Raw genomic sequence first — 22,895 nt, forward strand, 5'->3', positions numbered from 1 at the left:
CAGTCTATTGCGAACGCTCGTCAGAATCGCGCGAAGCGACGGCACGACGCGATCCATCTGCCGCTCTGGTCGCCTCTCTGACGCGCTTGCGCAGGTTCTTGTCCGTGATCTCCCGGTCGCCGACCGCTCCCGGCGTCCACTTCTCGACATCTTCGTCGCCGTAGCTGGACTTCGACGCGCGACGTTTGACCTCGGGTGCGATGGTTCCCGGAGCAAGGCGGCGAGCGGTGAGGAGGAACCCGGTGTGTGCGACCATCCGGTGATCCGGACGCACCGCGAGACCCTCGACGTGCCACCCACGGACCATCGTCTCCGACGCATCCGGGTCGGTGAACAGCCCGGTGCCGCGGATGAACTCAGCGACACGCGACAGCTGCGTGGCCGTCGCGACGTAGCAGAGCACCACGCCACCTGGCGTCAGTGCGTCCGCGACGACATCCATGACCTCCCACGGAGCGAGCATGTCGAGCACGACCCGATCGACGGATCCGGCGGGCAGCTCGACGGGCAGGGCCTCGAGCAGGTCCCCGACGACGACGCGCCACGTCTCGGGCGACTCCCCGAAGAACGTCTCGACATTGGCTCGTGCGACCTCAGCGAAGTCTTCGCGCCGCTCGAACGACACCAGGTTTCCCGTCGGTCCGACAGCGCGCAGCAGAGAGAGCGAGAGAGCGCCGGAGCCGACGCCGGCTTCGACCACCGTGGCACCGGGAAAGATGTCCGCCTGCATCACGATCTGCGCGGCATCCTTCGGATACACGATCGCCGCGCCGCGCGGCATGGACATCGCGAAGTCACGCAGCAACGGCCGAAGGGCCAGATACTCGTGCCCTGAGCTGTTGGCGACCACCGAGCCGTCTGGCAGTCCGATCAGATCACGGTGCCTGAGCACGCCGTGGTGGGTGTGCAGTTCGCCGTCCTCACTGAGAGTGACCGTGTGAAGCCGGTTCTTGGGTCCGGTGAGCTGCACGCGGTCGCCGTCGCGGAACGGTCCGCTCTGGCGTGCCGATGCGACGCTCATCGCAGGACGCCCTGGGTCTGCGCTGCCTTCGTCGAGGCGTAGAGGTCGATGATGTCCTGTGCGGTGCGATTCTCCAGCGTGGGCCACAGCGCGTGCGCCCCCGCTTCATCGAGGGGCACCATGTGCGGAACTCCGAGAGTCACAGCGCCCGAGGCCGCGCCGGCACGCACGCCGGTCACGGAATCCTCGATCACGACCGCGTCCTGGATGTCGATGTCGAGAAGCCCCGCCGCCTTCAGATACGGCTCAGGATGTGGTTTCGGCTGCTCGACGTCATCGCCGGCGACCACGTGCTCGAACGCGTCGAACTCGACGAGTTCGACGACGCTCAGTGCCATTCGGCGCAGCGACATCGTCACAAGCGCGGTGCGGATGCCGTTCGCATGAAGATCACGCAACATCGCCTTCGCACCGGGGCGGAATGGAACCCCCTGCGTCGCCAACGCTGTGCGCACGTCATCCGTGAGAGTGTCGACGATCGCCTCAGGCTCCATGTCGACGCCCGCCGCCCTGAGCATCACCGCGCTGTCGAGCAGGCCGTTTCCGACGAGCTGCAGCGCCTGCTCGTGCGACCAGGTTCCTCCGAATGAATGAACCAGCGCCGTCTCGGCCGCCATCCAGTACGGCTCGGTGTCGACCAGTGTTCCATCCATGTCCCAGAGGACCGCGCGGGGCTTTTGACTCACTGCTCCATGCTAGCCCGGCCGATGCCCCGCACCAGTCGAGCGCGGACTAGCCTTGAGGGATACCTGCGTTCGGGATGGGAGGAGAACTCGATGGATGCACTGGGAAATCGCATCGTCGTCGTCGCGTTCGATGGCTGGAACGACGCCGGCGAAGCGGCGAGCGGCGCGATCGAGATGCTGCGTGAGAGCACCGAGTACGAGCTCGTGCACACCGTCGACCCCGAGTTGTACTTCGACTACCAGTACACCCGCCCGTCGACGAAGATGGACGCCACAGGACACCGTGATCTGCGATGGCCTGAAGCCGCTCTCTGGCGCCCGGCTGCGCCGTCGGCGGACGGATCGCCGGAGTTCTGGCTCCTCACCGGCGTCGAGCCTGCCCGCACCTGGCAGGCGTTCGCCAATGAGTTCATCGACATCGCGCTGCGCGATGATGTCACCGGTTTCATCACGCTCGGCGCGATGCTGTCCGATGTCCCGCACACGAGACCGATCTCGATCTTCGCCTCCAGTGCCAACGAGCAGGTCCGTGAGGCGCTCGGTCTCGAACGCTCGCTGTACGAGGGACCGGTCGGCATACTCAGCGTGATCGAGCATTTCGCCGAGCGCGCGGGCATTCCCACCGCCAATCTCTGGGCGAGCGTGCCGCACTATGTGGCGTCCGCTGCGCCCTCACCCAAGGCGACGCTCGCGCTGCTGGATCGTCTTGAGGAGATGACGGGCATCGACATGCCCCGTGACCGGCTGCGCACGGATGCCGCCACGTGGGAGGCTTCGATCGATGCGGCGGCGGCGGATGACGAAGAGATGACCGAGTACATCCATCAACTCGAGCGCACCCGCGACACGTGGGACTCACCTGAAGCGTCCGGCGACGCGATCGCCCAGGCGTTCGAACGCTATCTGCGTCGCAGAGGCGACGGGCCCGGCGACCACAAGCGCTAGCCTGTCGGATCTCTGAGCCTGCCGCTCCCTGAGCCCTGTCGAAGGGTCAGCCCGAGATCACACCCATGCTCAGCAGCACCAGCAGCGTGATACCGAGCAGGATGCGGTAGATCACGAACGGCAGGAAGCTGCGCTTGGAGATCCAGCTCATGAAGAACGCGATCACTCCGAGGGCGACGACGAAGGCGATGCCGGTCGCTGCGACGGTCTCTCCCAACGAGAAGTACTGATCGGGTGCGTCCCAGCTCTTGAACAGCTGGAAGAAGCCGCTGCCGAAGACTGCGGGAATCGCGAGCAGGAACGCGTAGCGTGCAGCGGCCGCCCGCTCGTATCCGAGGAACAGCCCCATCGTGATCGTGCCGCCGGAGCGCGAGACGCCCGGGACCAACGCCAGCGCCTGAGCGAGCCCGAACATGATGCCGTGCGGATAGGTGATCTGGTCGAGCTTGCGTCGCTTCGCGCCGACGTGGTCGGCGATTCCGAGCAGGACGCCGAACACGATCAGCATGATCGCCACGATCCACATCGACCGCAGCACCGTCTCGATCTGGTCCTGGAAGAACAGCCCGAGCACGACGATCGGGATGCTGCCGATGATGATCAGCCACCCCATCCTCGCGTCGGGATCGTTGCGAGGGAGCTTGCCTGCCAACGACCGGAACCAATGGCCGATGATGCGCGTGATGTCACGCCAGAAGAACACGACCACCGCGGCCTCGGTGCCGATCTGGGTGATCGCAGTGAATGCGGCTCCCGGGTCCTCGCCCGACCCGGTGAACGTGCCGACGATGCGCAGGTGCGCACTGGATGAGATCGGGAGGAACTCGGTGAGTCCCTGGATGACGCCGAGGAACAGCGCTTCGAGCAGGTGCATGGAGGACCTTCTGGTTCAGGGGAGCGCGTCAGTACGTGCGTAGGAGATCGGTCAGAACCTGCTGACCGAAGACAAGCGATTCTATGGGGACGCGCTCATCGACACCGTGGAACATCCCGGTGAAGTCGAGATCCGCCGGCAGACGAAGCGGCGCGAATCCATAACCGGTGATGCCGAGAGTGGAGAGTGCCTTGTTGTCGGTGCCTGCTCCGAGCAGATACGGGATCACCGGCACCCCGGGGTCGCCCCGTCCGAGGCTCTGCACCATGGCATCCACCAACTCGCCCTGGAACGGCGTCTCCATCCCGATGTCGCGCACGACCATCTCGATCACGATGTCGTCGCCGACGATCTGCTGCAGTTCGGCCAGCACCTCATCCTCCGTGCCAGGCAGCACGCGCACGTCGATCAGGGCCTCGGCGCGCTCTGGGATCACGTTGTGCTTGTAGCCTGCAGTCAGCGCCGTCGCATTGGCCGTCGTGCGGAAGGTCGAACGCAGAAACGCCTCAGCCGGACCGGCCGCCGACGCCAGAGCGTCAGGATCGTCGATGGAGCGCCCGGAGAGCTCGCTGAGCCCCTGCAGCAGCGCTTCGGTCGTCGCGGTCAGGCGAATCGGCCAGCGTGTGCGTCCGATCGCCGCGACTGCGTCGGCGAGTTTCACCACGGCGTTGTCATCGTGGAGGCGACTGCCGTGGCCGGCCCGCCCCTTCGCGACGAGGCGGATCCAGATCAGGGCCTTCTCCCCCACCTGCAGCAGGTACGCGCGGCGGTCATCGACCGTGATGGAGTACCCGCCGACCTCGCTGATCGCCTCGGTCGCGCCGGCGAACCATTCGGGACGTTCCTTCACGACGAGAGCCGAGCCTTCGACGCCGCCGTTCTCCTCGTCGGCGAAGAACACCAGCACGAGATCGCGTTCCGGCCGCTCCCCCGCCCGCAGAATCTCCGCGACAGAGGTGAGGATCATCGCATCCATGTTCTTCATGTCGACGGCACCTCGGCCCCACAGCATCCCGTCACGCACCTCGCCGGCGAACGGGTCGACGCTCCAGTCCTCCGCCATCGCCGGGACCACGTCGAGGTGGCCATGCACGACCAGCGCCGGCTTGCTCGAGTCGCGACCCGGAACGCGTGCCATGACGTTGGTTCGTCGGGGAATGGGCTCGTAATACTCGGGGTTCAGCCCGAGACTCTCCAAATACGCACCGACGTACTCTGCGGCCTCTCTCTCCCCCTTGGCGTCACCGCCGCCGAAGTTCGAGGTGTCGATTCTGATCAGGTCGCGAGCGACACGGATCACCTCGGGCAGTTCGACATCAGACATTCCCTCAGGCTATCGAACCCGACCGCGCACTCCCGGCACGCCCGGGAGGCTCCTCGGTTCGAAGGCACCTGCGTCATCTGGTAATGTTTCTCTCCGGTCGGCAACGACTTTTCATCACCTGCGCGGGTGGCGGAATGGTAGACGCGCTACGTTGAGGTCGTAGTGCCCGTAAGGGCGTGGGGGTTCAAGTCCCCCTCCGCGCACAGCACAGCTCCGGAAGATCCCTGGTTCGACCAGGTGTCTTCCGGAGCTTTTGTCTTCCCCGTGGTTCGCGTTCAGAAACCGGGCTTCGCCGCGTCCTCGTGACGGGCATCTCGCAGCGGAGAGAACACGACCACCGCTGCGGCGCCTGCGAAGATCACCGCCGCGATGCCGAGCGTCAGCGGATAGCCGAAGACGGTGGCGAGCATTCCGGCCACGAATGCGCCGAAGAAGAAGATCACCCGGTTCATGGTGCGGATCGTCGAATTCATTCGGCCCTGTATGGCGTCAGGGGCGACCGCCTGACGGTAGCCGGTGTCGTTCGCGTCTTCGATGCCCATCGAGAACCCGTAGATGAACTGCGCCCCCGAGATCATGGGCAGAACCAGCGCAAGGCCGGTGGATGCGGTGATCGGCGCCAGGGCGAGCACCGACCACGGAACGATGACGAGCAGTCGGCCGACGAGGATCGCGCGTCCGGCCCCCAGTCGTGCGCCGAATGCGGGCGCGAACAGAGCGCCGGCGAAGCCGCCTATTCCCCCGCACGCCAGAGCGACGCCGTACGCCCACGGTTCCAGATTCAACTCACGCAGCACGAAGACCGCGAACACCGTCGCCACGATGCTGTTCCCGAGGAACCAGACGTGAATGGACAGCGCGAGCGGGCGGAGGGTTCGATGCCCGTAGGTGTAGCGCATCCCCTCGACGATGTCGTGGCCGATATGGCGCCCATGAATGCGAGGCGAGGGCTCTGCCTCTGTGACTGTGATCCGGGATTGGAGCACGGCCGAGACCGCGTTGATGACGGCGTCAAAGGCGAAGAGGATCGGCGCACCGAGGAGGTTGAGCAGCGCGCCGCCCAGGGCGGGGCCCGCAGTGCCGGCCACGGTCTCGCTCTGACCCAGCCGCGCATTGGCCATCACGAGCGAACTGCGGTCGACGAGGTGAGGAAGCAGAGGCTGAGCCGCCGAGTCCGCGAACAGGGTCAGGACTCCCAGCATCAGGATCACTGCGGCGAGCGACCAGAAGTCGAGGGTGTCCAACAGCAGGAGCACCGGGACCGCGCCGAGCACGATGGCTCGTCCGATGCTGGTGATCACGAGAGTGCGCTGACGCCGCCATCGGTCCATGAGCGCACCGACGATCAGCCCGAGGAAAAGATACGGGACGACGCCCAGAGCGGTCAGGACGCCTATCTCGAACGGCGACGCCGCGAGAACCGTGACGATCAGGATCTGGAAGGCCACGCCTGCGATCGTGCCGCCGAACGCGCGGATGGTCGTCGCGCTCCAGAAGAGTGCGAATGCGCGGATGCGGAGGACCTCGCGCGGACGCCCGCCGTCGCCGGAACCAGGTCGAGCAGCCGCGTCGCGCACTCGGTCAGTGTATTGGGGCGAAGGACCGATCAGACTGCGCCGACTCCGAACACGAGGCCGAGCAGATAGGTGATCGCGGCGGCGCCGAAGCCGATGGCGAGTTGGCGCAGCGCCCGGCGCAGCGGCGGGCCGCCGGAGAGGATGCCGACCATCGCACCCGTGGCCAGCAACGAGGTGCCGACCAGCACGAGGGCCACCACGATGGCTGTGACGCCCTGCAGGCCGAAGATCCAGGGCAGCACCGGGATGATCGCGCCAGAGGCGAAGAGGAAGAAGCTCGAGATCGCCGCCGTCCAATCGCTTCCGATGATGTCGTGGTCACTGCCGGCTGCGCCTGTGCGCACCGGTGCCGTGGCCGCGCGTCGCACGCCTTCTTGAGCGGCCGTGATGATGCGGCGCGACCTCTCCAACGCCTCGCTCTCGCCGATACCCCGTGCGCGATAGACCAGAGCCAACTCGTTCACATCGATGTCGAGGTCGCCGGCAGAATGCGCAGCATCGTCGTTCGCCTCGGTGGAAGCGAGCAGTTCCCGCTGTGACCGCACCGAGACGAACTCCCCAGCCCCCATCGACAGCGCACCGGCGAGAAGACCGGCGATACCGCTGAACAGCACGAGGCTGGAACTCACACCGGTCGCGCCGATGCCCAGCACCAGAGCGAGGTTGCTGACGAGGCCGTCATTCGCACCGAAAACCGCCGCGCGGAATGAACCGGAAAGACGGCGCCTGCCACGAGCAGCGAGACCACGCACCACCTCGTGGTGGATCTTCTCGTCTGCGCGCATCGCGGGCGTCGCGTACTGCTCGGTGTCGTAGGGCGAGCGCGCCTCTGCGCTCTGAGCCAGCACGAGCACGAAGATGGAGCCGAATCGCCCTGCCATCCACGCGAGAAGCCGGGAGCGGATGCCCGCGTTGGGGAGCCTTTCCGGCTCTCCTCCGAGCAGATCGAGCCAGTGCTGCTCGTGACGGCGTTCGGCGTCTGCGAGGCTCTGCAGGATCTCGCGCTCCTCACCCGTCTTGCGCGCGGCCAGCTTCTGGTACACCGTCCCCTCGGCGCGTTCTTCGACGAGATGCCGTGCCCAGCGGCGACGATCGGCCGCGGTCGGATTCGTGGCAGCGGGCACAGTCATGTGATCTCCATGGTGGTGAACGGGCAACTTCAACGCTATCCAGCCGGCGATGCCGGAACCCCCGGAATGCCCGGATTGCCAGCATTTCGGGGTTCCTAACCCTTCGACAGACTCAGGGAACGGCGGGCTACTTGCGTACGCGCTTGCGCAGCACCTCGATGCGGGCCTGCAGCTGCGTCACCGTCGCCTGTGCGACAGCGGGACCTCCGCAGATGCGTCGCAGCTCGGCGTGCACTGCGCCGTGCGGCTCTCCCGCCTGTCGGGCGTACAGACCGACCAGGCTGTTCAGGAGCTGTCGCTGTTCGCGCATCGTGCGGTGAAGCGGCGCCGGGAGCGTGGTGACCGCCTCCGGCCCTGTCTCCGCCTCTCGTGCCTCGCGCAGTTTCGACTGACGCGTCTGACGTTGCATCAGCAGCTCGTGCACGTGCTCGGGCTCGAGAAGTCCAGGGATACCGATGAACTCCTCCTCTTCGGGAGTTCCGGGTTCGGCCAGCTGACCGAACTCCTGGCCCTCGAAGACGACGCGGTCGAAGTGCGCGAGCGACGAGATCGCCTGGTAGCTGAACTCCTGCGTGAGCGCGTCCGATGCTTCCTCTTCACGGTTCGCGCTCTCCAGAAGCGAGTCGTCAAGGCCGTCTTCATCCTTGGTCTGACGATCCAGCGCGTGGTCGCGTTGCTTCTCCAGGTCGTTCGCGAGCCCCATCAGCACCGGGACGTTCGGCAGGAAGACACTCGCTGCCTCACCGCGGCGTCTGGCGCGCACGAAGCGCCCGATCGCCTGCGCGAAGAACAACGGCGTCGATGAGGAGGTCGCGTAGACGCCCACGGCGAGACGCGGCACGTCCACGCCCTCCGAGACCATGCGCACGGCCACCATCCAGCGGCTCGTGTCCGCGCTGAACTTCTCGATGCGCTCCGATGCGGCGGCCTCGTCGGAGAGCACGACCGTCGGACGCTGACCGGTGAGGCTGTGCAGGATCTTCGCGTAGGCACGGGCGACGGTCTGGTCAGTAGCGATCACCAGGCCACCGGCATCCGGCACGTGGTGGCGGATCTCCGTGAGCCGTCGGTCAGCGGCGGAGAGCACCGCCGGCATCCACTCGCCCTCCGGATCGAGCGCCGTCCGCCACGCCTGCGAGTTGACGTCCTTGGTGTTGTCCTGCCCGAGGTGAGCCTCGAGCTCGTCCCCGGCACTCGTGCGCCAGCGCATCTTGCCCGAGTACATGTGGAAAAGCACCGGCCGGACCACGCCGTCCGCGAGGGCGCGGCCATAGCCGTAGGCGTAGTCGGTGGACGACACCCGGCCGCCGGATTCGTCCGGCGCGTATGTCACGAAGGGAATCGGCGCCGTGTCGCTGCGGAACGGCGTTCCGGAGAGCGAGAGCCGGCGCTTCGCCGGTCCGTAGGCGTCTCGGATCGCGTCGCCCCAGCTGAGCGCGTCTCCACCATGATGCACCTCGTCGAGGATGACCAGAGTCTTGGCGTCTTCGGTGAGGTGTCGATGCACCGACGACTTCGCGGCAACCTGGGCGTACGTGACCACGACACCGTGATATTGACGCGAGGGCGCCCAATGACTGTTGCGGAACCGCGGGTCGAGGCGAATGTGCACCCTCGCCGCTGCATCCGCCCACTGGGTCTTCAGATGCTCGGTCGGAGCGACCACGATGATGCGATTGACCTCGCCCATCCGCAGCAGTTCGACGGCGAGCGTCAGGGCGAACGTCGTCTTGCCTGCCCCCGGGGTCGCCGCCACGAGAAAGTCGCGCTGATCGCGCTGGAAATAGATGTCCAGCGCCTCGCGCTGCCATGCACGGAGCTTGTCCGCCGTTCCCCACGGGGCGCGCTGAGGAAAGGACGGAGAGAGCATTGGTTCCAGGATAATCGGTGCCGCAGACACTTCGTCCCGCACGCGGACCGACATTCGCGCGACCCTCCCCCGTTCGGCCACAGCCGAGTAGGCTCGAACACTGCGCGGTCGCAGGTCCGGTCGGCGCAGTGAGGGAGCATCAATGGTCGACGACGAATCGTCCAGAACGCCGTATGTCGCGAACGAGACTCCGCACCCGTGGCGGCGATTCGTCGCGGTGGGCGACTCATTCACCGAAGGAATCGGAGATCCGGATCCCGCGGTCCCCGACGGCCACCGCGGATGGGCGGATCGCGTGGCCGAAGAACTCGGACGCCAGGTCGAAGGGTTCGCTTACGCCAACCTGGCGGTGCGCGGCAAGCTGATCGCACAGATCGTCGCGGACCAGATCGAACCCGCCGTCGCACTCCGGCCCGATCTCATCTCGATCTGCGCCGGCGGGAACGACGTCATCCGCCCTGGCACCGACCCGGACATGATCGCCGAACAGCTCGAGGATGCCGTCGCACGGCTTGCTTCGACGGGTGCCGCGATCATCCTCTTCACCGGCATCGACACCGGCTTCACGCCGGTCTTCCGGCGGTTCCGCGGCAAGGTCGCGATCTACAACGAGAACATCCGTGCGATCGCCGAGCGGCACGACTGCATCGTGGCCGATCAATGGGCGCTGAAGACCGTGCAGGACTCGCGCTTCTTCGACGACGACCGACTGCACTTCAACGCACTGGGCCATCACGAGGTCGCCCGAATGGTGCTGCGGGCGCTGAACGTCCCGAACGACCTGCAGCCGATGCAGCCTGAGCCTCGCCCGATCCGTACCTGGCGCGAGGCTCGCGCCGAAGATCTCGGTTGGGCGCGAGAGCACCTGATGCCATGGGTGCTGAGGCGCCTGCGGCATCAGTCGTCCGGCGACCTCATCAGGGCGAAGCGCCCTGATGCAGGGCCGATCGTGTTCCCCGAAAGCGCGAACCGGGACTCGGAATAGTCAGTTCGCGAGCGCCCACAACGCGACAGCTGCAGCAGAGGCGACGTTCAGCGAGTCCACTCCCCCGCGCATCGGGATCGTGACCACCGAATCGGCCGCCTCCAGCGCCACCCGCGACAGACCGTCACCCTCGGTCCCCATCACGAGCGCCACTCTGTCGGGGCGCTCGGCGACGTAGTCGGCCAGTGGCACCGCGTCATCGCGCAACGCGAGCGCCGCCACATCGAAGCCCGCCGCGTGAAGCGCAGCGACGGCGTCCGTCCACTCCCCGATCCGGGTCCACGGAACCTGGAACACCGTGCCCATGCTCACCTTGACGCTGCGGCGGTAGAGCGGGTCCGCGCAGCGCGGCGAGACGAGCACAGCATCCGCGCCGAGACCTGCGGCCGCGCGAAAGGCGGCGCCGACGTTCGTGTGCTCGATCAGATCCTCCAGCACCAGAACGAGCCGCGCTCCGCGGAGCACCTCGGCCACAGTCGGCAGCGCGGGACGGTGCATCGCTGCAAGAGCGCCACGGTGCACTGCGTACCCCGTGACCTGCTCGGCGACCTCATCGGGCACGACGTAGACAGGGGTGTCGTGATGGCCCAACGCGTCTTCGACCTGACCGATCCACCTGCTCTGGGTGAGCACTGACCGCGGCGTGTGGCCCGCCTCCAGCGCACGTCGGATGACCTTGACCGACTCGGCGATGTACAGTCCCTCTCGCGGTTCCTTCACGCGCCGCAGGACGGTGTCGGTGAGGTTCCGGTAGTCCGCCAGGCGCGGATCCTCAGTGTCGGCGATGTGCTCTAGTGCCATGTCGACCACTCTGCCATCGACGGTGAAGGGTCGTGAGCATTCGTGAGCGCCGTAGACTCGCTCAGGGAGGTTTCGTGAGCGCGACGATCAGTTCCGAGCTGTCAGCCGGCATCGAGAAGTCAGTCGACCTGCTACGCGGACGGAGGATCGCCTTCCTCACCGGTGCGGGTATCTCGACGGATTCCGGGATCCCGGCGTATCGCGGAGAGGGTGCCCGCACGCGGTCGGACCCGATGACCGGGCAGCGTTATCTCGCAGACGAGACCGCGCGGCGGCGCTATTGGATCGGCGGCCACCTCGGTTGGCGCGCCTTCGCCGACGCCCAGCCGAACCGCGGGCACATCGCGCTCGCCGAGATGGAACGCGACGCGATCGCCTCCGGCGTGATCACCCAGAACGTCGACGGCCTGCACCTGCGTGCAGGAAGCAGCCGCGTGATCGAAGTGCACGGCACGATGCGCCGCGTCGTATGCCTGCAGTGCGGGCAGGTGTTCGATCGTCGCGATATCGCGACGCAGATCGAGGCACTCAACCCGTGGATCACCGTGCCGGAGAACATCGTCCTGAACCCGGACGGCGATGTGGCACCGGAGAGCACCGAGGGGTTCATCGTGCCGACCTGCACGGTGTGCGGCGGCATGCTGAAACCTGATGTCGTCTTCTTCGGCGAGTACGTTCCCGCAGATCGCTTCCGGGCCGCCGAGTCGCTCCTCAGAGCGAGTGATGCCCTCATCGTGGCGGGCTCCTCACTCGTCGTGAACTCCGGAGTGCGGCTCATCGAACGTGTCCGCCGCCGCGGCATCCCCCTGATCATCGTCAACCGCGAACCGACCCGCGCCGACCCCTGGGCCGACGTGACGCTCGCGGGCGGTACGAGCGACGTCCTCCCCGCACTCCAGGAGCTTCTCACGTGACCTTCATCACCCTCGTCCGCCACGGTCAGACCGACTGGAACCTGGATCGCCGCATCCAGGGCTCAACCGACATCCCTCTCAACGAGACCGGCCGCGGCCACGCGCGGGATGCCGCGGCGCTGCTCGCCGACGGCACCCATCACGCGATCTACGCGAGTCCGCTCGTGCGCGCGAGAGAGACCGCACAGATCATCGCCGGCGCGATCGGCCTCAGCGAACCGGAGCTCGTCTCCGACCTTCGCGAGCGGGAATTCGGCGAGGCGGAGGGGATGCTCGTCGCCGACTACATCGACCGCTACGGAGATTGGCACGCCGACGTCCCTCGCGCCGAGAGTTTCGATCAGGTGGGACAGCGCGCTCTCGGCGCTCTCGACCTGATCGCCCGCGCATCTCGCCGTCGTTCGGCCCCGGTCGCGGAGTCGATCATCGTCGTCGCCCACGGAGGCGTCATCCGAGCGCTGCTCGATCATGCGTCAGGCGGAACGATGCCCCCGCTCGGCGTGCCGCTCGCGAATGGATCCGTGCACCGCTTCGAGGCGGCTCCCGGTATTCTTCGGCTGCTGGAGACGGTGACCGCCTGACGTCCGGTTCTCAGCTGCCTGCGCGCGCCATCACCGACCGTGCGTGCCGCAGTACGGGCTCGTCGACCATCTGTCCGCGGAACCGGAACACCCCTCGCTCACCATCTGCCGCAGCCAGTACGGCTCTCGCCCAGGACTCAGTCGCCGCATCCGGCCGGTACGCCTTCCGGATGACCGGAACCTGATTCGGGTGGATGCACGCTGTGGCGAGGAACCCGGATGCCGCGGCGTCCACCGCCTCGCGTGCGAGCCCGTCTGCATCATCGAGATCGATGTGCACGGCGTCGATCGCCGCCTTGCCGTGCGCTCCGGCCTCCACGAGCACCCGTGCACGGGCATACCGTGCGACATCGCGGTATCGGCCGCCCGGATCGCGACTGGAAGTGCCACCGAGCGATGCCACCAGATCCTCCGCGCCCCACATCAGCGCGACGACGCGATCGTGAGCGGCGAGCCTGTCCGCCGCTGCGACGCCGCGCGCGGTCTCGCACAGGGTGATCAACGAGAATCGCTCATCGAACGCGTCCAGCGCCGCCGGATCCTCCGCCTTCGCCACCATCACGGTGCGGAAGTCCGTTTCGGCCAGCGCCGCGAGGTCACTCGCGAAGTCACTCGTGCCGGGCGCGTTGACCCGCACGATCACACGCTCGGCTGGGACAGCGGCCTCGACCAGATTGCGTCGAGCCGTTTCCTTGTCCGCGGGCGCCACGGCATCCTCGAGGTCGAGTATCACCGCGTCGGCGCGCCCGAGTGCCTTCGCGAAGCGCTCCGGCCGATCCGCTGGGCAGAACAGCAGGGCGGGTCCGAACTCAAACGCCATCGGACTCCCCCTTCGGCAGACAGTGCACGAGCGCCGTCCGCGTGGCGTTCGCGACGATCACGTCGTCCTGGTTTCGTCCCGTGTGCGCGATCGTGCAGATGCCCTGCCCCGGACGTGACGATGACAGCCGCTTCTCGGTCACGACGCTCTCCGTGTACAGGGTGTCGCCGGCGAACAGCGGATGCGGGAACGCGATCTCACCGAGCCCGAGCTGCGCAACGAGCGTGCCCTGAGTCAGCTGCGCGACAGAGGCGCCCACCATGGTCGACAGCGTCCACATCGAATTCATCAGACGCTGGCCGAACTCCTGCTCTGCGGCGAAAGCGGCATCCAGGTGCAGCGCCTGCGTGTTCATGGTCAGCGTCGTGAAGAGCACGTTGTCGGCCTCGGTCGCCGTGCGCCCCGGTCGGTGCAGGTATCGCGCGCCGACTTCGAACTCCTCGAAGTACAGACCACGCTGGAGGATATCCGTCATGCTGACACGCTATCGGGAGAGCCCCAGTGCCCGCGCGATGACGAGCAGCTGCACCTCGGTGGTCCCCTCGCCGATCTCGAGGATCTTGGAGTCGCGATAGTGACGTGCCACGGGGAACTCGTTCATGAACCCGTTGCCCCCGAAGATCTGCGTCGCATCCCTGGCGTTGTCCATGGCTGCGTCTCCGGCGACGAGCTTCGCGATCGCGGATGCCTCCGCGAACGGCTTTCCGGCATCGCGCAGGCGCGCGGCGTGATGCCAGGCGAGCCGGGCCGTGTGCACGCGCACGCGCATCCGCGCCAGTGTGAACTGCGCGTTCTGCCTCGTGCTCAGGGCGCTGCCGAACACGGTGCGGCTCTTCGCGTACTCGACAGCGGCTTCCAGGCACCCTTCCGCAGCGCCGGTGGAGAGCGCGGCGATCGCGATGCGCCCCTCGTCGAGGATGCTGAGGAAGTTGCCGAACCCGCGTCCCTCTTCGCCGAGCAGGTTCTCCGCCGGCACCCTGGCACCGTCGAAGGTGAGCGGATGCGTGTCTGATGCGCGCCAGCCGACCTTGTCGTAGGGCGCCTCCACCGTGAAGCCCGGCGTGCCGTTGGGCACGATGATGGTGGAGATCTCCTTGCGACCGTCCCGGATGCCGGTGACGGCGGTCACCGTGACGAATCGGGTGATGGGCGTGCCGGAGTTGGTGATGAACTGCTTCGTCCCGTCGATCACCCACTCATCGCCCTCGCGTCGTGCTGTGGTGCGCGTCGCTCCGGCGTCGCTGCCTGCTTCCGGTTCTGTGAGGCCGAACCCTGCGAGAGCACGACCGGCGAGCAGATCGGGCAGGTACTCGGCCTTCTGAGCATCGTTGCCGAAGCGGAAGATCGGCATCGCGCCCAGGCTCACCCCGGCCTCGAGTGTGATCGCGATCGACTGATCCACACGCGCAAGCGCCTCGATCGCGAGGCCGAGCGCCAGGTAGTCGCCGCCCTGGCCGCCGACCTCCTCCGGGAAGGGAAGGCCGAAAAGCCCCAGGTCCCCCATCTGCCCGACGACGTCCATCGACAGGGTGTGCGTGCGGTCGGCCTCATACGACTGCGGCGCGACCACGGTGTCGGCGAACTCGCGCACCATGGTGGCGAGTTCGATCTCCTCAGCGGTGAGGTCCTCGTTCATGTCGTTACTCCTTCTGGGATGTCTTCGGGTGCGACCATCGCGACGGCCTGGTCGCGCTTGGCCTGGTCTCCGACTTTGACGAGCAGATGCACAGTGCCGTCATGGGGAGCGAGCACAGGATGCTCCATCTTCATCGCCTCGATCGAGACGAGCGGCTGCCCTGATCTCACGGTCTCGCCTTCCGCCACGTGCACCGCGACGATGCTCCCCGGCATCGGGGCGCGGGCCTCGGGGGTCGTCTCCGCGCTGACCGGATGCTGCGCGGCGAGTCGTCGCAGCATCCGCTGACGCCGGTCCATTGGCCGAAGACGCGCGGATCGGCCGTCCTCGCTCACCCAGATCGCGCCGTCTGCGTCGGTGGCTGCGGTGACTCCCGTCGTCGCTTCCGAGGAGCTCTCGACGACGTCTTCCGCGTCCGTGAGGAAGGCGACCGCCCGTGCACCTGAGTCGGTGAGCGCACCCCACACGCCCCCACTTCGTCGAAACGGGACGTCCTGCGTGAGACAGGACTCAGCACGTCCTGTCTCGTGGAACAATTCCTGTTTCGCGCCGGTGATCATCGCGGCCGATGGCGGCGCCGGACGCACGGGCAGCAGCGTGTCGATCAGACCGGTGTCGAGATCGCCGTCGACGACACGCTCGTTCGTGAGCAGCTGCCGAAGGAAGGCGATGTTCGTGTCCACGCCGAGCACGACCGTCTGCGCCAGAGCCCGATCGAGGCGGATGAGCGCGGATGCACGGTCGGGACCATAGGCGATGACCTTCGCGATCATCGGATCGTAGAACCCCGTCACTTCGCTACCGGTCTCGATCGCGGCATCCACCCGCACACCCGTAGGCGCCGTGAAGTGCAGGACGCGCCCTGTGGAGGGCAGGAAATCCCGCTCGGGCGATTCTGCGTAGATGCGGGCCTCCACGGCGTGCCCGCTCGGAACGGGCGGCGCAGGCAGCGCGCCACCGGCGGCGACGTCGAGCTGCAGCGCCACGAGGTCGAGGCCCGTGACCGCTTCCGTCACCGGGTGCTCCACCTGCAGTCGCGTGTTCATCTCGATGAAGAAGAAGTCATCGGGAGCATCGGCGTCGACGAGGAATTCGACAGTGCCGGCCCCGACGTAGGCCACGCTCTCGGCGGCACGCACTGCCGCCTCGAACAACCGCTCGGTGAGTCCGGCAGGCAGTCCTGCGGACGGCGCCTCCTCGATGACCTTCTGGTGACGGCGCTGCAGCGTGCACTCGCGCTCACCGAGCGCGATCACCGACCCGTGGCTGTCGCCGAACACCTGCACCTCGATGTGGCGCGGGCGCTGGATGAGCCGCTCCAGGACGAGGGCGTCGTCTGCGAACGCCGCCCTGGCGATGCGTCGGGCTGAGGCCAGCGCTGTACCGAGTCCATCGGCTTCCGAGACGATCTCCATGCCCTTGCCGCCGCCGCCCGCACTCGGCTTGACCAGCAGCGGATACCCGATCTCTTGCACTCGCACCGCGATCTCGGCATCCGACAAGCCCTCCGCCGTGAAACCAGGCACGACGGGCACTCCTCGCGCGGCGACGTGGTCTCGTGCCTTCGCCTTGTCCCCCATGATCTCGATGGCCCGGGTCGAAGGGCCGATGAAGATGATCCCGGCACGTGCGCATGCTTCAGCGAGGGCGACGCTCTCCGAGAGGAACCCGTAGCCGGGGTGGATCGCGTGCGCGCCGCTGTCCCGCGCCGCGTTGATCACAGCCTCCACATCGAGGTACGACTCCGATGCGGGTGCCGGTCCGATCAGGACTGCGTCATCGGCCTCACGAACATGGGCGGCATCGGCATCCGCCTCGCTGTAGACAGCGATGCTGCGCATGCCCCGCTCTCGCACGGTGCGAATGATGCGGCGGGCGATCTCACCGCGGTTGGCGACCAGCACCGCCTCGATGGTCTGGGACTCGTTCATCTCATCACATCCTGAAGACGCCGAAGCGCGGTTCTGGCAGCGGGCTGCGGGCGACGACGTCGAGGGCGAGGCCGAGCAGGTCGCGCGTCTCATCAGGATCCACGATGCCGTCGTCCCAGAGTCGAGCTGTGGCGTAATAGGGCTCCCCCTGTGTCTCGTACTGCGCTCTGATCGGCTCCTCGAACGCCGTGCGCTCATCGTCGCTCCAGCCCGCCCCGCGAGATGCCAGTTGGTCTTCCTTCACCGTCGCCAGCACGGAGGCGGCCTGGTTTCCCCCCATCACCGAGATCCGGCTGGCAGGCCACGTCCACAGGAATCTGGGCGAGTATGCGCGTCCGCACATCGAGTAGTTGCCGGCTCCGAAGGAGCCGCCGATGATGACGGTGAGCTTCGGCACGCGTGTCGTGGCGACAGCGGTCACCATCTTCGCGCCGTCCTTGGCGATGCCGCCGGCTTCGGCATCGGAGCCGACCATGAATCCTGTGATGTTCTGCAGGAACAGCAGTGGGATGCTGCGCTGATCGCACAGCTCGATGAAGTGCGCGCCCTTGAGTGCGGATTCGCTGAACAGCACGCCGTTGTTCGCAACGATGCCGATCGGGTGCCCATGGAGCCGGGCGAACCCCGTCACCAGAGTCGTGCCGTACTCGGATTTGAACTCCCGGAACGAGTCGGCGTCGATGAGCCGGTGGATCACCTCGTGCACGTCGTAGGCGGCATTCACATCGACGGGGACCGCGTCGTACAGGCTGGTCTGATCGGCGGGCGGCCGGGATTCGGCGACCTCCCATGCGGGCGCGAACGGCGCAGGCAGCGTCGCGACGATGTCGCGGAGGATCTCGAGCGCGTGCTCGTCGTCTTCGGCAAGGTGATCCACGACGCCGGAGCGCTTGGCGTGCAGCTCGCCACCACCGAGCTCTTCCGCACTGACGATCTCGCCGATCGCCGCCTTCACCAGCGGTGGGCCGCCGAGGAAGATCGTGCCCTGATTGCGCACGATCACCGTCTCATCGCTCATCGCGGGGACATATGCTCCGCCCGCGGTGCAGGATCCGAGCACCGCCGCCAACTGTGGGATGCGCTCCGCGCTCATGCGGGCCTGATTGAAGAAGATGCGCCCGAAATGCTCACGATCCGGGAACACCTCATCCTGCTTCGGCAGGAAGGCACCCCCGGAGTCGACGAGGTACAAGCACGGAAGCCGGTTCTCCAGCGCGATCTCCTGCGCGCGAAGGTGCTTCTTCACGGTGAGCGGCAGGTAGCTCCCGCCCTTCACCGTGGCGTCGTTGCAGACGACCATCACATGTCGGCCGTGTACGAGGCCGATTCCGGCGATCACGCCGGCACCCGGAACTTCTCCCCCGTACATCCCGTCCGCCGCGAGCGGGGACACCTCGAGAAACGGACTGCCCTCATCGAGCAGCCGCGCGATCCTCTCCCTCGGAAGGAGCTTGCCGCGTGCGATGTGACGGCTGCGAGAGGCTTCGGGCCCACCCAGCGCGGCAGCGGCGCGCCGTTCACGCAGCTCGGTGGCCAGCATCTCCTGGGTGACGGGCATCGCGGCGTCCTCCTCGACTCACGGTGGCATTGAACAGGGCTTTTCGGTTACTGTGCACTAACCAATCAATTTAGGTTAGCGAGCATTAACTGAGATGGCAACCCCTCCGACGGCGCGTGATCGTGCCAAGGCAGAACGCGCGGACTCCCTGTTGCACGAGGCCGCGCGACTTTTCGCCGAGCGCGGATACTCGGGCGTCAGCCTCGAGGACATCGGATCCGCCGTCGGCGTCTCCGGCCCGGCGGTGTACCGCCATTTCGCGGGCAAGCAGGCACTGCTGGGCGCGGTCCTCGTAAAGGTCAGTGAGGACCTGGTCACAGGGGGAACCCGCGTCGCGGCGACGTCGTCCGACGACGAAGGGCGGATGCGTGCGCTCATCGACTTCCACGTCGACTTCGCCCTCACCCACGCAGATGTCATCCGCGTGCAGGACCGGGACCTGGCGCATCTGAGCGATGAAGATCGCGCCGAGGTGCGCCGCCTGCAGCGCACATACATCGACCTGTGGATCTCGGCGCTTGCGCCGTTGCATGACGCGCCGGCCGATGAACTGCGGCTGCGCGTGCAGGCGTGCTTCGGGCTCATCAACTCGACCCCGCACAGCACGCGCAGTGCGTCGCGGTCGAAGAAGTCCACAGCGATGATCCTCATGACGATGGCCCACGCAGCCTTGACGTCCTGACCCAGTCGGCGACCCGGCGGACTCAGCGACCGTGTGTCGTTCGCCGAGCCCGTCGAAGAGTCATCACCGCAGCAGCATCGCGCGCGCGGGCTCCTCGAGGATGTCCGCGACATCCTTGACGAAGCGCGCGCCTTCTGCACCGTCGACGACCCTGTGATCGAAGGACAGGCTCAGCGTCATCACCTGACGCAGCGCGATCTCACCCTTGTGCTCCCACGGCATGCGCCGGACGGCACCGACCGCGAGGATGCCGGATTGGCCCGGCGGCAGGATGGGCGTACCCGCATCGATGCCGAAGACACCGATGTTGGTGATCGAGAACGTTCCGCCGGCGAGCTCCGCAGGCGACGTCTTGCCGGAGCGGGCCGTCTCGGTGAGCGCGCGCAGCGCATCGGCGAGTTGCGGCAGCGTCATCCGATCGGCGTCACGGATGTTCGGCACGATCAGGCCGCGCTCGGTGGCGGCGGCGATGCCGAGATCCACGTAGTGGGGCTGCACGATCTCGCCGGCCGCCTCATCCCAACGCGAGTTGAGTCCTGGCGTGCGACTGAGCGCGAGACAGACGGCCTTCGCCACGATCACCAGTGGTCCGATCCGATGCTCGGCCAAAGCCCGATCGTCGCGCAGGCTGGCGATCAAGTCCATCGTCGCCGTGACGTCGACGGTGTGGAAGGTCGTCACGTGCGGCGCGGTGAAGGCGCTCTGGACCATCGCGGCGGCCGTATGCTTGCGGACGCCGCGGATCGGGATCCGGGTCTCCCTGTCGTCGGATGACGTGCCGGCACTCACGATGGACTCGCGCGGTTCGACGGCATCCGCCTGCCCGCCCACCCGCTCGAGATAGGCGTCGACGTCCTCGCGCGTGATGACGCGGTCCCCGACCTCGGCCGCGATGAGCACGATGTCGACTCCTGATCGCTTCGCATACGCGCGCACGGGAGGTGTCGAACGGGGCCGCTCGCCCACCCTCATCGCAGCGGGGGTCTCCGGGATCACGTCATGGGGCGCTGCCTCCAGCACCGCGGTGTCGGCCCCGGTATCGACGCGTCCCGCCCTGCGCACGCGCCGAGTCGGACGACCGCCCTTCGCCGGGGCAGCTCCGTATCCGACGAGATTGGGCGGGGTCTTCTCCTCAGTCGTTGACGAGGCCGCATCCGACGTCGCTGCACCTGGCTTGTCGGCGCCGGCCACGTCGAATGCGATCAGCGGCGCGCCCACCGCGACCGTCTCCCCTGCACCGGCATGCAGCGCGGACACGACTCCGTCGAACGGAGAGGGCAGTTCGACGACGGCCTTGGCCGTCTCGACTTCGGCGAGCGTCTGGTTCAACGTCACCGTGTCCCCCGGTGCGACCAGCCATTGCACGACCTCCGCCTCAGCGAGTCCTTCGCCGAGATCCGGCAGGTGGAACTCCTCGATCATGACTCGGCTCCTGTCAGGCTGTTGGGTCTGTCGAGCACGCGGTCGACCGCGTCGAGGATCCGATCGAGGTCAGGAAGGTGGAACTTCTCGAGCTTCGCGGGCGGGTAAGGGATGTCGTGCCCTGTGACACGCAGAGGCGGCGACTCGAGGTACTCGAAGCACCGTTCCGTGATGCTCGCGATGACCTCTGCGGCGACTCCGGCTTCACGGGATGCCTCGTGGGCGACGACCACACGTCCGGTGCGGCGCACCGATGCGGCGACGGTGTCATAGTCCACGGGAGAGATCGAACGAAGGTCGATGACCTCCAGCGAGACGCCGTCGTCCTCTGCGGCGGATGCCGCATCCAGTGCGGTCGCCAGCATCGCACCGTAGGTGATGATCGTGGCGTCCGATCCTTCGCGCATGACCCGCGCGACGCCCATCGGCGGCGCATCCGCAAGGGAGGCGTCCAGATCGACATCACCCTTGTGGTGATAGAGGCGCTTCGGCTCGAAGAAGATCACCGGATCGTCCGAGGCGATCGCCTGCTGCAGGCAGCGATACGCATCCTGCGGATTCGAGACGGTGATGACGCGCAGCCCGGCGGTGTGCACGAAGTAGGCCTCCGGCGACTCGGAATGGTGCTCGGCGGCACCGATGCCACCGGCCCACGGAATGCGGATCGTGATGGGCATCTTCACGCGCCCCTGCGTGCGGTAGTGCAGTTTGGCGACCTGCGAGACGATCTGGTCGAACGCCGGATACACGAATCCGTCGAACTGGATCTCTACGACAGGACGGTACCCGCGATAGGCGAGCCCGACGGCCGTGCCGACGATCCCGGACTCGGCGAGAGGCGTGTCGATGACCCGCGCAGCACCGAACTCGTCGAGCAGGCCATCGGTGATGCGGAAGACTCCGCCGAGCTTGCCGATGTCCTCGCCCATCAGCACGACCTTCTCGTCGTCGCTCATCGCCTTGCGCAGCCCGGCGTTGAGGGCCTTGCCCAGAGTGATCTCCGTCATCTCAGACCTCCTCGAGAGAAGCGACGTATGCCGCGTACTCGTCGCGCTGGCGCTCGATTCCGCAGTGCGATTCCGCATAGACGTTGTCGAAGACGGCGAGGGGTTCGCGAGTGATCATCCCGAGGCATGCCGCCCGCATCTCTCGCGCCATGGTGTCGGCATCCGCCTGCGCAGCAGCGACGTGCTCGTCGGAGAGCTCGCCCGAGGCACGAAGGTGCGCCTCGAGTCGCGCGATCGGGTCACGCGTGCGCCACGCCTCGAGCTCGGCGGGGTCACGATAGCGGGTGGGGTCGTCGGAGGTGGTGTGCGGGCCCATCCGGTACGTGACGGCCTCGATGAATGCGGGGCCCTTGCCGGCACGGGCGTGGGCGAGCGCCCAGCGCATCGCGGCCATGCAAGCGAGGACGTCGTTGCCGTCGACACGGAGGCTGGGGATCCCGAACCCAGGAGCGCGGCCGGCGATCGGGTACTGCGACTGCACGGCGACCGGCTCTGAGATGGCCCAGTGGTTGTTCTGGCACACGAAGACGACTGGCGCCTGGTACGAGGCGGCGAAGACCATCGCCTCGTTCACGTCGCCCTGACTCGTGGCGCCGTCACCGAAGTACGTGACAGCGACTTCGGGCGCCTTCTCATGCTTGATCCCCATCGCGTACCCGACCGCGTGCAGGGTCTGCGCACCGATGATGATCTGCAGTGGAGCCACACGCATCTCGATCGGATCGAACGGCGCACCCTCCTCACCGCGCCACACGCGTACGAAGTCGCCGGGTTGCGCACCGCGTGCGTAGATGACGCCGGTCTCACGGTAGCTCGGGAACACGAAGTCGATCGGGTCCAGTGCCCGGGCAGTGCCGATCTGCGCTGCTTCCTGACCGTTGCACGGTGCCCACAGGCCCAGCTGTCCCTGGCGCTGGAGCGCGACACCCTCGGCATCGATGCGGCGGAGGATGATCATGTCGCGCAGCAGCGCGCGCAGTTGCGCGGCGTCGATGTCGGCGACGAAAGGATCGAGATCGGGGTTCTTCTGACGGGTGCCGTCAGGGGCGAGCATCCGTTCGGCGAGCTCGAGATCCTGTGTGGAATCTGCGATCGGGGTGGTCTGCGGTGACATCATCGTCCTCCTGTCGT

General features: G+C 67.0%; 21 protein-coding genes and 1 tRNA gene. 6 read left to right on the forward strand and 16 right to left on the reverse strand.

Features of this window, described 5'->3' with window-relative positions; all coding sequences use genetic code 11:
- Nucleotides 1-4 precede the first annotated feature (4 nt).
- On the reverse strand, nucleotides 5-1,021 hold the full coding sequence (locus ACP7AR_RS04715) for a tRNA (adenine-N1)-methyltransferase (protein ID WP_426183277.1): 1,017 nt from the start codon (nucleotides 1,019-1,021) through the stop codon (nucleotides 5-7).
- Entirely contained in the window at nucleotides 1,018-1,707 is a 690-nt protein-coding gene (locus ACP7AR_RS04720; protein ID WP_426183279.1) for an HAD family hydrolase, read from the reverse strand. Before ACP7AR_RS04720 ends, ACP7AR_RS04715 begins: the two co-directional genes overlap by 4 nt.
- A gap of 90 nt (nucleotides 1,708-1,797) precedes the next feature.
- Here ACP7AR_RS04720 and ACP7AR_RS04725 point away from each other — a divergent pair, with 90 nt between their 5' ends.
- Nucleotides 1,798-2,652: a PAC2 family protein gene (locus tag ACP7AR_RS04725; protein ID WP_426183281.1), complete on the forward strand. Its 855-nt coding sequence runs from the start codon at nucleotides 1,798-1,800 to the stop codon at nucleotides 2,650-2,652.
- Nucleotides 2,653-2,698: 46 nt separating this feature from the next.
- Here ACP7AR_RS04725 and ACP7AR_RS04730 read toward each other — a convergent pair whose 3' ends face one another.
- On the reverse strand, nucleotides 2,699-3,526 hold the full coding sequence (locus tag ACP7AR_RS04730) for an undecaprenyl-diphosphate phosphatase (RefSeq protein WP_426183283.1): 828 nt from the start codon (nucleotides 3,524-3,526) through the stop codon (nucleotides 2,699-2,701).
- Between the two features lie 28 nt (nucleotides 3,527-3,554).
- A complete protein-coding gene (locus ACP7AR_RS04735) occupies nucleotides 3,555-4,850 on the reverse strand; it encodes a M20/M25/M40 family metallo-hydrolase (RefSeq protein WP_426183285.1) in 1,296 nt (431 codons plus the stop codon).
- Nucleotides 4,851-4,970: 120 nt separating this feature from the next.
- Between ACP7AR_RS04735 and ACP7AR_RS04740 the strand changes: the two genes are divergently transcribed.
- A tRNA-Leu gene (locus ACP7AR_RS04740) sits at nucleotides 4,971-5,053 on the forward strand.
- Between the two features lie 72 nt (nucleotides 5,054-5,125).
- On the opposite strand, the gene ACP7AR_RS04745 is transcribed toward ACP7AR_RS04740, so the two are convergent.
- The 3 genes from ACP7AR_RS04745 to ACP7AR_RS04755 form a co-directional block, all read right to left on the reverse strand.
- The gene (locus tag ACP7AR_RS04745) at nucleotides 5,126-6,427 is read right to left on the reverse strand and encodes an MFS transporter (protein ID WP_426183287.1); all 1,302 of its coding nucleotides are present in this window, start codon (nucleotides 6,425-6,427) and stop codon (nucleotides 5,126-5,128) included.
- A gap of 29 nt (nucleotides 6,428-6,456) precedes the next feature.
- A complete protein-coding gene (locus tag ACP7AR_RS04750) occupies nucleotides 6,457-7,557 on the reverse strand; it encodes a VIT1/CCC1 transporter family protein (RefSeq protein WP_426183289.1) in 1,101 nt (366 codons plus the stop codon).
- 127 nt (nucleotides 7,558-7,684) lie between these two features.
- Nucleotides 7,685-9,427, reverse strand: a complete 1,743-nt coding sequence (locus tag ACP7AR_RS04755) for a DEAD/DEAH box helicase (protein WP_426183291.1) — start codon at nucleotides 9,425-9,427, stop codon at nucleotides 7,685-7,687.
- Nucleotides 9,428-9,569: 142 nt separating this feature from the next.
- Between ACP7AR_RS04755 and ACP7AR_RS04760 the strand changes: the two genes are divergently transcribed.
- On the forward strand, nucleotides 9,570-10,412 hold the full coding sequence (locus ACP7AR_RS04760; protein ID WP_426183293.1) for an SGNH/GDSL hydrolase family protein: 843 nt from the start codon (nucleotides 9,570-9,572) through the stop codon (nucleotides 10,410-10,412).
- On the opposite strand, the gene ACP7AR_RS04765 is transcribed toward ACP7AR_RS04760, so the two are convergent.
- A complete protein-coding gene (locus tag ACP7AR_RS04765; protein WP_426183295.1) occupies nucleotides 10,413-11,213 on the reverse strand; it encodes a TrmH family RNA methyltransferase in 801 nt (266 codons plus the stop codon).
- A 74-nt stretch (nucleotides 11,214-11,287) separates the two neighbouring features.
- On the opposite strand from ACP7AR_RS04765, the gene ACP7AR_RS04770 reads away from it, so the two are divergent.
- Nucleotides 11,288-12,127, forward strand: a complete 840-nt coding sequence (locus ACP7AR_RS04770; RefSeq protein ID WP_426183297.1) for a Sir2 family NAD-dependent protein deacetylase — start codon at nucleotides 11,288-11,290, stop codon at nucleotides 12,125-12,127.
- Nucleotides 12,124-12,708, forward strand: coding sequence for a histidine phosphatase family protein (locus ACP7AR_RS04775; protein WP_426183299.1), 585 nt, complete (start codon nucleotides 12,124-12,126; stop codon nucleotides 12,706-12,708). The genes ACP7AR_RS04770 and ACP7AR_RS04775 overlap by 4 nt, the downstream gene beginning before the upstream one ends.
- Before the next feature lie 10 nt (nucleotides 12,709-12,718).
- Here ACP7AR_RS04775 and ACP7AR_RS04780 read toward each other — a convergent pair whose 3' ends face one another.
- From ACP7AR_RS04780 to ACP7AR_RS04800, 5 genes are read right to left on the reverse strand one after another with little or no spacing between them, the layout of a single operon-like run.
- Nucleotides 12,719-13,528: an HpcH/HpaI aldolase/citrate lyase family protein gene (locus tag ACP7AR_RS04780; RefSeq protein ID WP_426183301.1), complete on the reverse strand. Its 810-nt coding sequence runs from the start codon at nucleotides 13,526-13,528 to the stop codon at nucleotides 12,719-12,721.
- Nucleotides 13,518-14,003, reverse strand: coding sequence for a MaoC family dehydratase (locus ACP7AR_RS04785; protein WP_426183303.1), 486 nt, complete (start codon nucleotides 14,001-14,003; stop codon nucleotides 13,518-13,520). The genes ACP7AR_RS04780 and ACP7AR_RS04785 overlap by 11 nt, the downstream gene beginning before the upstream one ends.
- 9 nt (nucleotides 14,004-14,012) lie before the next feature.
- A complete protein-coding gene (locus ACP7AR_RS04790) occupies nucleotides 14,013-15,164 on the reverse strand; it encodes an acyl-CoA dehydrogenase family protein (RefSeq protein WP_426183305.1) in 1,152 nt (383 codons plus the stop codon).
- Nucleotides 15,161-17,095: an acetyl/propionyl/methylcrotonyl-CoA carboxylase subunit alpha gene (locus ACP7AR_RS04795; protein WP_426183307.1), complete on the reverse strand. Its 1,935-nt coding sequence runs from the start codon at nucleotides 17,093-17,095 to the stop codon at nucleotides 15,161-15,163. Before ACP7AR_RS04795 ends, ACP7AR_RS04790 begins: the two co-directional genes overlap by 4 nt.
- Before the next feature lie 4 nt (nucleotides 17,096-17,099).
- Nucleotides 17,100-18,653: a carboxyl transferase domain-containing protein gene (locus tag ACP7AR_RS04800; protein ID WP_426183309.1), complete on the reverse strand. Its 1,554-nt coding sequence runs from the start codon at nucleotides 18,651-18,653 to the stop codon at nucleotides 17,100-17,102.
- A gap of 94 nt (nucleotides 18,654-18,747) precedes the next feature.
- On the opposite strand from ACP7AR_RS04800, the gene ACP7AR_RS04805 reads away from it, so the two are divergent.
- Entirely contained in the window at nucleotides 18,748-19,335 is a 588-nt protein-coding gene (locus tag ACP7AR_RS04805) for a TetR/AcrR family transcriptional regulator (protein ID WP_426183311.1), read from the forward strand.
- Between the two features lie 63 nt (nucleotides 19,336-19,398).
- Here ACP7AR_RS04805 and ACP7AR_RS04810 read toward each other — a convergent pair whose 3' ends face one another.
- Genes ACP7AR_RS04810 through pdhA form a run of 3 tightly spaced genes read right to left on the reverse strand, consistent with a single transcriptional unit; the run spans nucleotide 19,399 to nucleotide 22,878 of the window.
- Nucleotides 19,399-20,757, reverse strand: a complete 1,359-nt coding sequence (locus ACP7AR_RS04810) for a dihydrolipoamide acetyltransferase family protein (RefSeq protein ID WP_426183313.1) — start codon at nucleotides 20,755-20,757, stop codon at nucleotides 19,399-19,401.
- Nucleotides 20,754-21,764, reverse strand: a complete 1,011-nt coding sequence (locus ACP7AR_RS04815) for an alpha-ketoacid dehydrogenase subunit beta (RefSeq protein ID WP_426183315.1) — start codon at nucleotides 21,762-21,764, stop codon at nucleotides 20,754-20,756. Before ACP7AR_RS04815 ends, ACP7AR_RS04810 begins: the two co-directional genes overlap by 4 nt.
- Before the next feature lies 1 nt (nucleotide 21,765).
- Entirely contained in the window at nucleotides 21,766-22,878 is a 1,113-nt protein-coding gene (pdhA, locus tag ACP7AR_RS04820; RefSeq protein ID WP_426187637.1) for a pyruvate dehydrogenase (acetyl-transferring) E1 component subunit alpha, read from the reverse strand.
- Between the last annotated feature and the right edge of the window lie 17 nt (nucleotides 22,879-22,895).

This window comes from Microbacterium sp. TWP3-1-2b2 (assembly GCF_049896145.1).
In the GTDB taxonomy this organism is placed as follows: Bacteria; Actinomycetota; Actinomycetes; order Actinomycetales; family Microbacteriaceae; genus Microbacterium.

Excerpts from the sequence above, each read along its gene's own strand:
- ACP7AR_RS04715 (WP_426183277.1), bottom strand. The coding sequence starts at position 1,021 with ATGAGCGTCGCATCGGCACGCCAGAGCGGACCGTTCCGCGACGGCGAC.
- ACP7AR_RS04725 (WP_426183281.1), top strand. The coding sequence starts at position 1,798 with ATGGATGCACTGGGAAATCGCATCGTCGTCGTCGCGTTCGATGGCTGG.
- ACP7AR_RS04730 (WP_426183283.1), bottom strand. The coding sequence starts at position 3,526 with ATGCACCTGCTCGAAGCGCTGTTCCTCGGCGTCATCCAGGGACTCACC.
- ACP7AR_RS04735 (WP_426183285.1), bottom strand. The coding sequence starts at position 4,850 with ATGTCTGATGTCGAACTGCCCGAGGTGATCCGTGTCGCTCGCGACCTG.
- ACP7AR_RS04750 (WP_426183289.1), bottom strand. The coding sequence starts at position 7,557 with ATGACTGTGCCCGCTGCCACGAATCCGACCGCGGCCGATCGTCGCCGC.
- ACP7AR_RS04755 (WP_426183291.1), bottom strand. The coding sequence starts at position 9,427 with ATGCTCTCTCCGTCCTTTCCTCAGCGCGCCCCGTGGGGAACGGCGGAC.
- ACP7AR_RS04760 (WP_426183293.1), top strand. The coding sequence starts at position 9,570 with ATGGTCGACGACGAATCGTCCAGAACGCCGTATGTCGCGAACGAGACT.
- ACP7AR_RS04765 (WP_426183295.1), bottom strand. The coding sequence starts at position 11,213 with ATGGCACTAGAGCACATCGCCGACACTGAGGATCCGCGCCTGGCGGAC.
- ACP7AR_RS04780 (WP_426183301.1), bottom strand. The coding sequence starts at position 13,528 with ATGGCGTTTGAGTTCGGACCCGCCCTGCTGTTCTGCCCAGCGGATCGG.
- ACP7AR_RS04785 (WP_426183303.1), bottom strand. The coding sequence starts at position 14,003 with ATGACGGATATCCTCCAGCGTGGTCTGTACTTCGAGGAGTTCGAAGTC.
- ACP7AR_RS04790 (WP_426183305.1), bottom strand. The coding sequence starts at position 15,164 with ATGAACGAGGACCTCACCGCTGAGGAGATCGAACTCGCCACCATGGTG.
- ACP7AR_RS04795 (WP_426183307.1), bottom strand. The coding sequence starts at position 17,095 with ATGAACGAGTCCCAGACCATCGAGGCGGTGCTGGTCGCCAACCGCGGT.
- ACP7AR_RS04800 (WP_426183309.1), bottom strand. The coding sequence starts at position 18,653 with ATGCCCGTCACCCAGGAGATGCTGGCCACCGAGCTGCGTGAACGGCGC.
- ACP7AR_RS04805 (WP_426183311.1), top strand. The coding sequence starts at position 18,748 with ATGGCAACCCCTCCGACGGCGCGTGATCGTGCCAAGGCAGAACGCGCG.
- ACP7AR_RS04810 (WP_426183313.1), bottom strand. The coding sequence starts at position 20,757 with ATGATCGAGGAGTTCCACCTGCCGGATCTCGGCGAAGGACTCGCTGAG.
- ACP7AR_RS04815 (WP_426183315.1), bottom strand. The coding sequence starts at position 21,764 with ATGACGGAGATCACTCTGGGCAAGGCCCTCAACGCCGGGCTGCGCAAG.
- pdhA (WP_426187637.1), bottom strand. The coding sequence starts at position 22,878 with ATGTCACCGCAGACCACCCCGATCGCAGATTCCACACAGGATCTCGAG.